The 14,519-nt window shown below is 33.9% G+C and carries 7 protein-coding genes and 1 pseudogene; 2 read left to right on the forward strand and 6 right to left on the reverse strand.

What is annotated here, in order from left to right; translation table 11 throughout:
• Positions 1-237 precede the first annotated feature (237 nt).
• From pheT to STERM_RS20340, 4 genes and pseudogenes are all read right to left on the reverse strand, one after another.
• A pseudogene (pheT, locus tag STERM_RS20330) lies at positions 238-2,640 on the reverse strand (phenylalanine--tRNA ligase subunit beta); the annotation flags it as partial.
• 45 nt (positions 2,641-2,685) lie between these two features.
• Entirely contained in the window at positions 2,686-3,705 is a 1,020-nt protein-coding gene (gene pheS, locus STERM_RS20335; RefSeq protein ID WP_012863504.1) for a phenylalanine--tRNA ligase subunit alpha, read from the reverse strand.
• 307 nt (positions 3,706-4,012) lie between these two features.
• Positions 4,013-4,177, reverse strand: a complete 165-nt coding sequence (locus STERM_RS22350) for a hypothetical protein (RefSeq protein WP_012863505.1) — start codon at positions 4,175-4,177, stop codon at positions 4,013-4,015.
• Positions 4,178-4,286: 109 nt separating this feature from the next.
• Entirely contained in the window at positions 4,287-4,649 is a 363-nt protein-coding gene (locus STERM_RS20340; RefSeq protein ID WP_012863506.1) for a PTS glucitol/sorbitol transporter subunit IIA, read from the reverse strand.
• Between the two features lie 698 nt (positions 4,650-5,347).
• Between STERM_RS20340 and STERM_RS20345 the strand changes: the two genes are divergently transcribed.
• Together STERM_RS20345 and STERM_RS20350 are read left to right on the forward strand one after the other, a co-directional pair.
• On the forward strand, positions 5,348-12,025 hold the full coding sequence (locus STERM_RS20345) for an autotransporter domain-containing protein (RefSeq protein WP_012863507.1): 6,678 nt from the start codon (positions 5,348-5,350) through the stop codon (positions 12,023-12,025).
• A gap of 167 nt (positions 12,026-12,192) precedes the next feature.
• A complete protein-coding gene (locus STERM_RS20350) occupies positions 12,193-12,429 on the forward strand; it encodes a hypothetical protein (RefSeq protein WP_012863508.1) in 237 nt (78 codons plus the stop codon).
• 78 nt (positions 12,430-12,507) lie between these two features.
• Here STERM_RS20350 and STERM_RS20355 read toward each other — a convergent pair whose 3' ends face one another.
• A complete protein-coding gene (locus STERM_RS20355; RefSeq protein WP_012863509.1) occupies positions 12,508-13,497 on the reverse strand; it encodes a Gfo/Idh/MocA family protein in 990 nt (329 codons plus the stop codon).
• Between the two features lie 27 nt (positions 13,498-13,524).
• Positions 13,525-14,466 (reverse strand): sugar-binding transcriptional regulator, encoded by a 942-nt coding sequence (locus STERM_RS20360; protein WP_012863510.1) that lies wholly within the window; start codon positions 14,464-14,466, stop codon positions 13,525-13,527.
• Between the last annotated feature and the right edge of the window lie 53 nt (positions 14,467-14,519).

The following is a 14,519-nucleotide window of genomic DNA, read 5'->3' on the forward strand; positions in this document are numbered from 1 at the left end:
TATTACAACCATATTTTCATATTATAAACTCTGTGATTTATAAAAAAACTCAAATATTTCACAAATAAAATTAAGAGTATTAAAAGTTTTTTCTAAGATTTCTAAGCTATACTTAAAATATAAAAATATTTTTCTTCATATACCCCCTTGAGACTGTTGAATTTGATTCAACAGTTTTTTTTCTAATAAAAAGATGCTTTCACTGCTTTTGCTTCATGTGAAAACATCTTTTCTTTTTTATTGTCTTAATTCTGCACCAAAATCTTTCTTTACTTTTTCCAGTATTTTTGATATTACTGAATTTATTTCATTTTCTTCCAGTGTTTTATTTTTCTCTCTTAAAACAATACTTATTGCTATACTTTTTTTCCCTGCTTCTACTCCTGCTCCCTGGTATACATCAAACAGCTCTACTTTTTCAATAACAGGCGATAATTTTGCTATACTTTTGATAACATCTCCCACAAGAATATTTTCTTCTATCACAAGTGCAAGATCTCTCGGTACTGCAGGAAATTTATTTATTCCCTTGAAGAATATATTTTTATCAGAGTACTTTATTAATGCTTCAAGCCTTAATTCTGCTGTAAGAAGCTTCTTTTTCAGATCAAAGTTTTCCATTACATCAGGATGCAGTTCTCCGAATGTTCCTATATATTCCTTACCGACATAGATATCTGCTGCTCTTCCCGGATGATAGCTTTCTTTTGTTGTTCTTACCAAAGTATATTTTTCAAATCTGATTTTTGAAAAAATTTCCTCTACTATTCCTTTCAGATCATAAAAATCATAAGGCACCGGCTTTACATTCCAGATATACTTTTCAGGTTCTCCGCCCAGTATAATACCAAATTTCTGTTCTTCCTCTATTTTTCCTTCTACTCTTTTAAATGTTTTTGTTGTTTCAAAAAATCTGATATCTGTTATATTTCTGTTAATATTATCCTTTGCATTTTTTATAAGACTATACAGTAAAGTAGGTCTCATAATAACAAAATCTTCCGTTATCGGCTTTCTTACCTCTATTATCTCATCACCGGCTGCATCATTGTATCTTATTTTTTCCAGTGCATTACGGGGAATAAAGCTGTAGTTTATTACCTCTCTCAGACCTGTTCCCACCGCAACCGCAGCACTTCTCAGCAAGTCTATTTCTCTTAATGTATCTATACGGATCGGATTTATATCCAACTTGGGCATAACAGATTCTATATTGTCAAATCCGTAAATTCTTATTATTTCTTCATAAAAATCCTGTTCCCTCTCGAGATCATTCCTGAAGCTCGGCGGTGTCAGCAGTAAAACCTCACCTTTATCATCAACAGTAATTTCCAGATTTTCAAAAATTTCTATTATTCTTTCTTTTTCTATCTCTTTCCCGACAAATTTTTCAAATCTCTTCATATTAAATTCGACTATTGTTTCCTCATATTTTACAGGATAAGCCTCGGATATACCGTGAAGAATCTCTCCGCCGGCTGTTTCCTGTATTAACTCGGCTACTCTGTCTATTACTCTCACAGCATCTTCCAAATCTATTCCACGCTCGAATCTGTACGAAGCATCACTTGACAGAGTAAGTCTCTTTGAAGTTTTTCTTATATTATAAGGATTAAAATGTGCAACTTCTATTAATACATCTTTTGTATTGCTGTCTATTTCAGAATTATATCCTCCCATTACCCCTCCAAGGGCAACAGCTTTATTTCCGTCTGCTATTACTATATCATCCGGGTTCAGTTTTCTCTCTTTTTCATCCAGAGTGACTACTTTCTCACCGTCTTCCGCTCTTCTGACTATTATTTTTTTTCCTTCGATTTTACTAAGGTCAAATGCATGAATCGGATGTCCCATTTCCATAAGAACAAAATTCGTAACATCCACTATATTGTTTATGCTTCTGATTCCTATAGAATTAAGACGCTTTTGAAGCCATTCGGGACTTTCTTTTACAGTTACGTTTTTTACTATTTTTGAAGTATATCTTTTTGAAATAGTTTCATCTGCTATCTCTATATGTATAAAATTTTCAGTTTTTTCAAAGTGCTTTTCATGCATTTTTGTCTCAGGCAGATGCAGCTCTTTATTATAGTATACCGCCAGTTCTCTTGCTATTCCTATATGTGACAGACAGTCCGGTCTGTTCGGCGTTATTTCCAGTTCGAATATGGTATCATCAAGACCGAAATAATCTTTTATTTCTATTCCTGTCTTTGTATCTTCCGGAAGAATCATTATTCCGTCATGATTATCACTTAGTCCCAGCTCTTTTTCCGAACAAAGCATCCCGAAAGATTCCATTCCTCTTATTTTTGTCTTTTTTATCTTAAAGTCTCCGCCAAGCACGGCTCCGATACGTGCAAGCACTACCTTATCCCCCTGCTTATGATTAGAGGCACCGCACACTATCTGCAGAACTTCATTTCCGTCGTCTACCTTACATACTGTAAGATGGTCTGAATCAGGGTGCATTTCTTTCTCCACTATCTGTGCTGTTACTATATTTCCGAGAGATTCCCCCTGTCTTTCTATTTTCTCTACTTCCTGTCCTATCATAGTAAGGGTATTATCTAATTCTTCTATTGATATTCCTTCCAAATCTATGTATTGCTTTAACCAGTTTAACGAGATCAGCATTTCTCCTCCTTCTAAGGTCTGTAAATCAGCTTTTTCTTTTTTATATTTTTATTTAAATTGATCTAAAAATCTTACGTCATTTTCATAATACGCTCTTATGTCATCTATGCCGAATTTCAGCATTGCTACTCTTTCCATTCCCATTCCAAATGCAAATCCCTGATACTTTGTAGGATCTATTCCCACTTCTTTCAAAACATTGGGATCTACCATTCCGCTTCCGAGAATTTCAAGCCACCCTGTATTTTTACAAGATCTGCACCCTTTACCATGACATACTCCGCATTCTACATCCATCTCAGCTGACGGCTCCGTAAACGGAAAAAAGTGAGGTCTGAATCTTACTGCTCTGTCTTCCCCAAAAAGTCTTCTTACCATGCTTGTAAGAAGCGCTTTGAAGTTGGCAAATGACACATCTTCTCCTATCATGAGCCCTTCCATCTGGTGAAACATAGGTGTGTGTGTTATATCATAATCTGATCTGTAAACCTTTCCCAATGATACCATTCTGAAAGGAGGCTTTTTTTCAAGCATATATCTTATCTGCATTGGTGATGTATGAGTTCTTAACAGCAGATCATCCTCTATATAAAAAGAATCCTGCAAATCCCTTGAAGGATGGTCTTTCGGAAAATTCAAAGCATCAAAATTATAATAAGTCTGCTCTATTTCCGGACCGTCCATTACATCAAATCCCATTTCCAGAAAAATCCCCCTTAACATTCCCATTGTCTGAGTAATAGGATGAAGTGTTCCTACATTTTGCTTTTTTCCGGGCAGAGTAATATCCAATACTTCTGTTTTCATTTTCTCTTCTTTTATTCTGGTCTTCAATGCTGCAAGCTTTATGTCAAAATTTTCCATTATTTTTTCTTTGACTTCATTTGCTGCCTTTCCGAATTCTGCTCTTTTTTCAGCGGCTATATTTCCCATTTCCTTCATAATGGAAGTTAGCTCCCCTTTTTTCCCTAGTATGGCTATTCTCAGCTCATCTAAATTTTCCAGACTATTTATCTGATCTAATTTTTCTGTTACCTGCTCTTTCAGCTTATCTAATTTTTCTCTCATCTGTCCTCCTGAAAAAATATAACTTTTAAAATTATTATAACACAAATCATAAACAAAAAAAAGCTTATAAAATTAGAATTCCCTAAATCTTACAGTGCTTTTTCCCTGTGTAATGATACTGAATATTTTAGCTTTTTACATGGAAAAAGGCAGGTGCAGCAGGTATATCTTTACAGACAGTAAAATTAAAATGATATTTTACTTACTACAATCAAGCCATAATTTATTTAAGAAATAATAAAAAACAGACATACCTGAATTAATTAAGATAAAGTCTGCTTTTTTAATAAATTTTATTATACATATTTTATAGTACTTTATTTCCGTCAGCTTCTTTTACTTCCAGTTCTTTTATTTCTCTTACTATTGCAGAATTGTTTTTATGTGCTTCCGCTTTTTCCAAAAATACTGCAAAAATACCTAAAAAGAAAACCACAGTAAAGAAAAAAATAAAATCAGTGTGTTTTTTCATAAATTTTCTCCTGTTTAGCTTTTCTCTTTATTATATCTTTTTCTTCTTAAACAGGACTTAGATTTATCCTTACATTTTATTTGACATCTGAAAGCTGTCTGTATTTTTACTATGATTTTATAAATTTTAATACTGTATTTTCTCCGTTTAACAATATTTCCTTAGCCTCTACATGTATTGTCCCCGGATTTTCAGCTTCAGGGCTTCCGTCAAATTTTATAGTGGCATGTCCCAGCTCCTCAATAGTTTTATTCGCCCCTGAACCTACCGCGGTTATTTTATATTCTTCCGTATCTATGCAAAATATATCCCCGGCTTCTATCCCTTCCTTTAATTCGGTAATTGTATGAAGAAGACAATACTCGTGATACATCTCCGGTGCATTATCATTAAAGAGAATTATCAAATTCTCTTCCATTCCTTCTCCCACCATTTCTCCTATTTTATTTACAACAGTTTCATATTTTACCATATACCTTCCTCCTCTGTTTCACGTGAAATTTATTTTATATTTGTTATTTTCTTACTGACAGTACACTCTTTATTAGTATCTAAAAACATTTTTGCACTTTTGTGTTATATAAGCACTTTTTAGCTATAATAATATATACTCCGATTTTCTTCTTTTGTCAATCCTTTTTTACTAAATTTACTGATTTAAAATTTTTCAATTGAAATTTTCAGTTTTATTTATTTTTTATGCTTTTTTTGCCCCTGCAAAACTCTTTCTTTCTCTGAATTATAATTATTTTATAGATAAAAAATTTATAGGAACAATGTTCTTAAAAATTATAATTATAAAATTTTTTTTATTTTTAAACATATAAAAATCATTACTTTTAATAGAAGAAAATCATAATTTTATTTATAATTTACGCATATAATTAAACCATTTGACAGTTATAAAAAAAAGGAATATAATAATGTTAAACATATATATTTAATATCATATCATTTATTAAATTATAAATATTTGAAATAATATTAAACTGTTTGGAAATTTTAAATCAATATCCAAAAATATAATAGCAGCAGTGCTGTTTTATATTTAAAATTTCGGAACATCGTTCAAAAAAATGATATAAAAATAAAAAATAATATATGAAGAAAATTCATTTGATAAATTCAATGACTAATTTTAGAAAGACCCAAAAATCTGAAGGAGTAAAAATGAAAACAAGTAAAAAAATGCTTGCTCTACTGGCATTAAACACTTTAGCAGCAGTTTCGGGAAAAGCGGCAGAAACCAAAACTGACAGATTATACAAAAATATTACAAAAAACATTCAAACAGGAAAATCTAACAGTGCAAACTATAAGCTTATAGAAAGTATACTTAAAGAAAAAAATAAAGAACTAAAAGATTTGTATCTACAATCTGACTATATTATAAAGCCTGAATATCTTGAGTGGCAGGTTTTCACGAGCGGAGTATACAGCTATAAAGACAGAGGAGGAGAAAAAGATACAGTAACCAACAAAATAAATTCCGAGGTAAAATCAGTAAATCTGGGTATGGTTATCCCTGTAACAGGAATGACAAAAAGTCCTCTTTCATTAAATATTACATCCGTAGATGAGCCTGATATAAAAGTAACAACACAATCAGTAACAGCTCCGCAGGTAACAGGACAAACGGTAAATTTCAGCGGTATTGAGATTCCTTCTGCTCCTAATTTAATTCTTGTCGCTGATGTCAATGCAAATGAGCTTTCTATAGAAAGTATAGGCAGTAATGCTTCCAATGTTGCTTATTATACCAGCGGAGGTATGATTTTTGAAAATTTAAATGTAAATACAAACAATACATCCCTTACTTTGGATACTTCTACCCGTAATATAGATATCTCAGGTGAAATGTCTTATGTAAATGGTTTATATTCAGGTGTTTCACAATCTTCTTATACACACACAGGATATACTGATAATTTTGCAGTACATAACATAGGTCTGAGCGGGAATTTTGAAATAAAAGGAAACTGGGATATGACTGTAAATGACACCGGCTCTTTATGGAGACCTGTCGGCTTTATTAATTACAGACCATACTCCATAACAGGTGATTCTAAGACTACTTTTTCCGGAGACCTTAATCTGGGTATAACTTCAGACTATGATACGTCAGACACTCCATTAGTCGGGATGAGTCTTAATCTGTCATCACCTGTTTCTGATAACCATAAAGCAGTATTAGAAAATACCGGAACTATAACATTAAAAGATAATCCTACAGTCGAAACTATTATCGGGATGCAGCTGGATAAATCAAGTGCTGCCTATATACGGAACGGGGAACTGATAAACTCAGGTCATATAATTGTGGAAAGCAGTACTGAAGACCCTTCTTATCCCGGCACTTACTGGGGTGGTGATATAGGAACTGCAGGTATGTTAGTCTCTGCCCTGCCATCTTCCAGCTCGGTATTGGTAAAACCAGGAAATATAACATTAAAAGGTGCCGGAGCCAACGCTCTAGAAATAGCAGGGGATTCTTATAATACAAATGTAAAAATAGACGGTACAGGAGGACAGTTGGTAATAGAAGGTGTACGAAATACTGCCCTGTTTCTTGGCGGAGATCTTAGCAGCAGCGGAACCAGCTCATTAGAAAATGTAAGTAATTTAAATATCTTTTTAAATGGTGATACTACTTTTGCTTTAATTTATGGTCAGTCCAGTTCAAGTAATGTATATTTACCTGTAATTTTAAATGATTCAATAATAAACACTATGGAATTTGGTGAAAATTCAAATCAAAGTGCAATAATATATAACTCAGGTGTAGGATCTACAGACTTAATTTTAGAGAGCAGTCTGGCAAATGCTTTAGGTCAGATAAATTCAGGAACATTAAATGCAATAGCCATAACTAATTCAGGAACATTAAAAAACTATATGCCTATCAATATAGGCTCTGGTGCCATAGCAATGAAAGGAATAGTATCAAGTAATTCATCCACTGAAAACTATGCCGATATAGTGAATTATTCTACAGATGGTATTTATAAACGATATACATATACTTCTGATGATGAAGGTAATCCTATTACAGAGATTGAAGAAATCCCTGTCGGAGGTATAGGATTGGCTGCTCCCTATTATGATACTTATTATAATTCATATATATCAAATCGTGGAAATATAGAAATGGGAGGAAATTATTCCACAGCAGTCTATAATTTTGATGATAATTTTGTTTCGGAAAGTGATCATATAACGGCAAACGGAAATATGGCAACAGCTATATATGCTGGTTCAAATAGTTTAAATCAAATTTCAAATACAAATATAAAAGCTGATAAGCTTATGGTAAAAGGAGAAAACGGAACTGTTTTGAATTCAAACAGTGCTCATATAAATATAGGTTCTTTCACATCAGGACAAGCTATGGAATTAACTGCTGACGGGAACAATACATTTGCTTTCTATTTTAAAGAATACGTAGACATGTGGGGCAATGCAATTCCTTATTTAGGTAAAGTAACACTAACCAGCAATGTAAATGCAAATCTGAAAAACGGTGCAGTAGGTTTTTATTACAAAGGAGATGGTACAGCTAATACAGCAGACTTTTATTCATTTCTTGACACTGTTGTAGATACTTCCGGGAATAACCTTACTGTAAACGTGGATTCTGATTCATATAAAATAGCTATTGACAATGCTAAAGTAAATTTAAGCGGTCTGTTAAACAGTGCAAATACCTCGGGAATTAACTTTACAGGAACAGACAGATCAAAAATTTACAGATCAAAAGTAATAATTGATATTGATTCTAATCTTGATAAAAATAATTCTGTTGGAGATAAAAGCTATTCAAATATGGAAATAGGAAATTCAGGAATAGATATTAGCAGCGGAATAACAGTAAGCGGTACTGAAGAGGGACTCGGAGGAATAGTACAAAGCTTTGCCCATGATGATGTAAAAATAGAAAGCAATAACTTTGGAACAATAAACCTCAGCGGGGATAAATCAGCAGGAATATATAATAAAATGGGAGTAAGTAAAAATGAGGGAATTATAAATATTTCAGGAAATTCAGGAACAGGAATATATGCAGTAACAGGACAGGCGGAAAATTCCGGTGAAATATTTATAGGAAATAAAGGAATCGGAATGTATGCTGAAACTCTTCTGAGCCCAGCAGAAAATCCCACAAGCAGTTCTTCTGTTTCTATAAGTAATTCAGGAAAAATAACTGCTTTATCAGGAGAAAAAGCAATAGGTATATTTGTTAATCAAAATGCATTAACCGGTACCACAGGAACAGCTTCACTGGATCTAACAGGAGGAAATATAAATGTAAGTGCTTCCGAAAGCGGAGTCGGTGTATATTCAAACGAAGCAGAAATTTCAGGAACTAATTCGGCAATTACTGTCGGGGAGAATGGCACAGGAGTATATTTAAAAAATGCAGCAGCAAATCTGTACAATCTTGAATTAAATCTGTACGGAGATAATTCTGTCGGGGTTTATACAGACGGAACAGCATCATTTAACGGTTCAGGAACTGTAAACGTGGACGGAAAAGGAATTACAGTATTTAATATAGCAGGTTCAGGAGGAATCAACCAGAATTTTACAGTTAATTCCACGGCAGGATCACAATATACAGTACAAAATATAAAAGATACTGTCTTTTATTATAATTCTGCGGCAGATATGGGAGAAGGCGGAAATTTCCTTACAGGTACTAATTCTGCGGTACTTTTGGACACTGATTCCTCTTTGAGCTCATCAGCAGATAATATGACCGGAATAGCTCTGAAAGGCAGCTATGCAGGCGGACTTCCGGTAACCATTAACGGAGAAACTCAGTATTACGACGTAGTAAACAAAGGACAGATCAGTTTCAAAAATAATTCTGTGGGTATTTATACAGCAGGCGGAGCCGGAATAAAAAATGACGGCAGTATTTCCATGGGTGATTATTCTGCGGCTCTATACGGGAATGGTGCAGGAACAAGAATCCTTAATAACGGAACATTAGAAATAGGAAAATATTCCGTAGGGATATATAACAATGACGGATCAGAAATTATCAATGACGGAAACATAATCAGTTCTTCTGACGGTGTAACAGCTCTTTACATAGACGGAAGCAGCAATACTGCCGGAGCTAACAGCAAGACAATAAAGCTTACGGGTGAAAAATCCGTAGGGGTATATATCTCTGAAAACGGCAGCAAGACATTTGAAAATACAGGAACAATAGAAACGGGAGATTCAAATTCAGCAACTCCAAATATAGGAATATATAATAACAACAACAATGCCGTAATCACTAATTCAGGTAATATCACTGCCGGAAAAGGCGGTGTGGGAATTTATAACAGCGGCGGATATATAAACTATATTTCAGGAATAATGAATACAGGTGAGAGCGGCGTGGGTATATACAGTGACTCCGGGACTATGAATATAAAAAACGGAATAATAAATGTAAACGGAAAAAATACAGTAGGCTTGTACGGGATTAACGGATCGGCAATTGATAATAACTCTGAGATAAATGTAGACAGTGAATCTTACGGTATAGTTCTTGAAGGAACCTCAAGCCTTATAAATAGAAATAGTTCTACTGTGGGAGATATGGGAGTTTTTCTTTACTCTGACGGAAATACCTCTGTTACAAATGAAGCAGGTGCGGCTGTAACAATGAACGGCTCGGAATCAATAGGCTTCTATATGGAAAACGGAGGAACCGTAACTAACAATGCAGACATAACAGCAAATTCAGGAACAGCAAATATAGGAATATATAATGAGTCTGGAAGCCTATATAATACAGGGAATATAAAAATAGGCGATTCAGTGATAACAGATCCGGAAAACCCGTTTTCCAATAAATATGCAGTGGGTGTATACGGCGAAAATTTAGCAAATATGGTAAATACCGGGAATATAGAAATAGGAGAAAGCAGTGTTGGTTTTTATTCGACTGGGAACATAAATGAAGCAGTAAATACAGGAAATATTTCATCATCTTCAAGCAGTGCAATAGGAATATATATAGAGCAGGGAGCAGTCAGAAACAGCGGAAATATAACACTGCTGGGAAATAACAGTATTGGAATCGCATCTCCGCGGAACGGTCAGGTAACTAATGCTGGTATTATAACAATGAACGGCGATAATAGCATAGGAATTTATGCTAATGCTAATTCTACAGTAATAAACGAAAGTACGGGAAAAATATATATAAACGGAAATAACAGTACAGGTGTACAGCTTTCAGACGGATCAACCCTTGAGAATTACGGAACAATAATAGTATCTTCCGGGACAATAGATTCTACACAGGTGATAGAAGGAAAAGCATCTTATACTGCACCAAGCATCATAAATGCCGGTGTAATAAAAGTAGATGAAAAATTTGAATTAGACGGTTATAATCTAATAATAAAACCTGATCCTTCCAGCTTTAGAAAACCTACTATGGACGAAGTAACTGCAAACAGCTATGAATTATCAGATGCAAATGCAGGATTCTTACTAAGCAACAGAGTCAGCATAGTAGCGCCAAGCTTTGATTTCGGAAATAATGCGGCTCAGATAGATCCTTTGTTTACACAGGGAACAAATGCAAGAGTGTATAAATTTGAAAATGTATTTGACCCGAGTACTCCGGGCGGAGGAACTAATACCGGAGAAGTCTCGGTAAAAAGTAACTCTCTGACATTTGATGCTGTTCCTGTAACGAATGACAAAGGAAAAATAGACATCTGGATGGAAAAAATAAACTATGATAATTTTACTGTTGGTGCATGGTATGACGGCTTTGCAAAGGAGATAGAAGGTAAATATCTGAATGCAGAAGGAGATACTCTAAAAGTATATGACAAACTTGATCTGATAACTGATGAAACTGTTTTAAGAAACAGTCTTGAACAGCTTGCAGGAGGCATGTATTCAAATATTAACCAAAGAGAACAGGATATTTACGGGATATTGGATAATGCATTATATACATTACAAAATTCAGATAATAATACAAAAGAAAATGTGAAAATAAATATCATTGGAGGAAAAGGAACTACAAAAGAAAAAACAAGCGGAGTAAATTCATATGATTATGATATAACAGGTGTATTGGCTCTAAGAGAAGTAGAAAGAACATATAAACATAAATTCGGCTACTCATTGGGTTATACAAGAACTGATTTTCAAATAGACGGAACAGATAATGAAGATCAGGCAGATACCGTTCAGCTGGGCTTACATAATAAATACAGTTCAGACGGATGGAACCTTAAAAATGACCTTCTCGGAAGATTAAGCTTTCATAGCGCGGACAGAAATCTAACATGGTATGACAATACTGTTTCCAGCTTTAATTCTGATTATCAGGTATACGGGGTAACATTGCTGAATGAAGCTGAAAAAGAAATAAGCGTTAACCGTAATATTAAGCTAAAACCATATATTGGTCTGGAGCTGGGTTATATGACTCACGGAAGCTTTGACGAAAACGGCAGCGGCGAAAAACTCAGTGTAGACAGCAATGACGGATACAGTGTAAAACCTAACTTAGGAATAAGAGTAGAGGGAAGCAGAGAATTCGGAGCTGCTTCAGAATGGAAATTAAAAGGAAATCTGGGAATAGGCTATGGATATGAGCTAGGAGAAATGAATAATCAGGAACGTGCAAAAGTAAACTTACTGGAAAATAATTATCATAATCTGGCAAAACCATCAGATGACAAAGGTGAAATGAAGGTACAGGGAAGCGTGGGAATAGATCTCATGGAAAGATATGGTCTGTATATAACCGGCGAATATGGAATCGGTGATAAAGAAAAAGAAGAATATAATATAGGAATAGGTTTTAAAATGACATTTTAAATATAAATTATCTATACTGAAGTACACTTGTTAATTAATTGTTGCAGTGTACTTCTTTTTTACTCATTACCTTGAATTTCAAAATAATATTGACTTTTCCAATGAAAAAAAATATTATTTATATAATACTAATTTTAGCAGAAACAAATCTATAAGGAGGAATTTTATTGAAAAAGGTTATTGCGGTATTAATGTTAGCTATTGCATTATATTTCGTTATTATAAGCAAAGTCAGTTATTTTTACGGCGGAAATTTTCCCATGTATATATGTATGGCTGTTTTTTCAGCGGTTTTGATTATCTTTTCTGTTCTTCTTTTTTTTAATCTGAAAGCCGGAAAAACAGTTTATTTAGCTTCAGCAGCAGCATTTATTATTTTAATGATAATAATAATTAAACTGTAAACAGAAAGTATATATTAAAGAAAAAGGATAATATCAGATTGAATGACATTATCCTTCTTTTTATTATATATATTTCTCTTATTTCTGCTCTGAGTTCTCCTCTTCAGGATATTTCATATTCCAGCTTTTTCGTATTTTGGTCATAATATCCATGACATCAATTGTATAATCGAGATACATTTCATCAGAGCTTTTTGAAACAGTTTTTTCCATATCTAAAACCTCATATAATAATGCATCCTCTGTCTTTCCTGCTTCGACTGTCTCCTGTTCGTTATTTTCCGTATAAGTAATAACTGCTTTTGTTGATCTTGGATATTCATAAATTTCTATATATCCTTTTTCAAATACTACTGTTCCCCGTTTAGGCTGTTTCCCGTGAAGTGTTAACGAGATAGCAGACATTTCATTTTTTGAATTCATTAATAATATTGAAGCCTGCTCATCTACCATTGTAGGGGCATATTTTACCTGAGATAAGATTTCTAACGGTGTTTCTGACATAAACCATCTCACAAAGGATATTGCATACACTCCTATATCCAATAATGCTCCTCCAGCGAGATCACGGCTGAAGAATCTGTTTGCCATGTCATATTCTTTATAGCTGCCGAAGTTCATCTGCACCATCTGCAAATCTCCTAATTTCCCGCTGCTTATGATTTCTTTTAATTTTCTGTAAAGAGGCATATGATATATAGTCATTGCTTCTGCCAGTATTAGATTATTTTTTTTTGCTAATTTTACTGCTTCTGTTAATTCCTGTGAGTTCAGGGTAATTGATTTTTCACATAAAACATGCTTCCCGTTTTTTAATGCCTCCAGCATATAAGGAATATGTGTATTATGAGGAGTTGAAATATAAATAATATCCACATTCTCATCAGTAAATAATTCATTAATATCTTTGTAAACCTTTGCTATTTTATGCTTTTCGGCAAAAGCAGCCCCCTTTTCATATGTTCTGTTAGCAACTGAATAGATGCTTCTTCCTTGTTTTTTCATTGCCTCGGCAAATTCATTTGCTATTACTCCGCAGCCTAATGTTGCCCAACGGTATTCTTTCATGGTATAGCCTCCTTAAGTATTTATATCTTATTCTTTTTCAAGCAGTTTTTTCCCCGTTTCAATATCAGTAATCAAAACATTTATAAACTTCCCTTTCAAAGCACCGTATATCGCCTCTGTTTTTTCCTTTCCCGAGGCAATTCCCACAGAATACTCTACTTTCCTCAGTTCAGGAAGATCTATCCCTATTATTCTGTCATCCAGTTTTGTTTTTATGACTTCTCCGTTTATATTATAAATTCTCGAACAGATTTCCCCCACTGCCTTCTGCTTTTTTATCTCTTTCTGAATACTTCCCACTCCGCGCAGCTCCGGAAGCCCTAATTCCCAAAAAACATTCGATGATTTTTCCAGTGACCCTATCCCTACCACAGTAATCCGCAGCTCTGACCATTTTTTTATTATATTCTGAAAATATCTGGAATTCACTATCTGTCTTTTCATTTCAGGATTATCAACAATCAAAGGTGACTCCAAAAAATAAGGCTCTCCGTTATATGAGCTTGAAAGTGTATAAATCATAGAATTTATGGGCATATAATCTCTCAAATTCCCATAACCTCCCAAAAGCGGGATAAAATCAATCCTGCAATTTACATCAAGAGGCTTATATACGGAAAATTCATGAATTGTCTTTCCCCACGTTATCCCTACAGTCTCTTTCTCCCGTGCGACTCTCTGTATATATGTATGAGCTGTCTCTGCTATGCTTACCAGTGTATTCTCATCTGTTGAAACCAGCTGTGCTTCCTTTAGTCCGTATTTCTTTTTTAATTTTGTTTCGATTTCCAGCTGCTCCAAAAAAGTCTCACTTATTACTATTTTTACTATTCCTGTCTTCTTTGCTTTTTTTATAAGTCTGCTTATTTTTGTTCTTTCTATTTTCAGAATATCTGCAATCTGGTTTTGTGTAAGTTCATCATAATAATACATCTTACAAATCGTCGATAACAGCTTGTTTTCAACCATAAAAATCCTTTCTAGTACGGCATTTCATTATTTTTATAATTAACTATATCGTT

The sequence above is a fragment of the Sebaldella termitidis ATCC 33386 genome (genome assembly GCF_000024405.1).
Taxonomy (GTDB): Bacteria; Fusobacteriota; Fusobacteriia; order Fusobacteriales; family Leptotrichiaceae; genus Sebaldella; species Sebaldella termitidis.

Coding starts and splice junctions, on each gene's coding strand:
- pheS (WP_012863504.1), bottom strand. CDS start 3,705: ATGAGAGAAAAATTAGATAAGCTGAAAGAGCAGGTAACAGAAAAATTA.
- STERM_RS22350 (WP_012863505.1), bottom strand. CDS start 4,177: ATGAAAAAACACACTGATTTTATTTTTTTCTTTACTGTGGTTTTCTTT.
- STERM_RS20340 (WP_012863506.1), bottom strand. CDS start 4,649: ATGGTAAAATATGAAACTGTTGTAAATAAAATAGGAGAAATGGTGGGA.
- STERM_RS20345 (WP_012863507.1), top strand. CDS start 5,348: ATGAAAACAAGTAAAAAAATGCTTGCTCTACTGGCATTAAACACTTTA.
- STERM_RS20355 (WP_012863509.1), bottom strand. CDS start 13,497: ATGAAAGAATACCGTTGGGCAACATTAGGCTGCGGAGTAATAGCAAAT.
- STERM_RS20360 (WP_012863510.1), bottom strand. CDS start 14,466: ATGGTTGAAAACAAGCTGTTATCGACGATTTGTAAGATGTATTATTAT.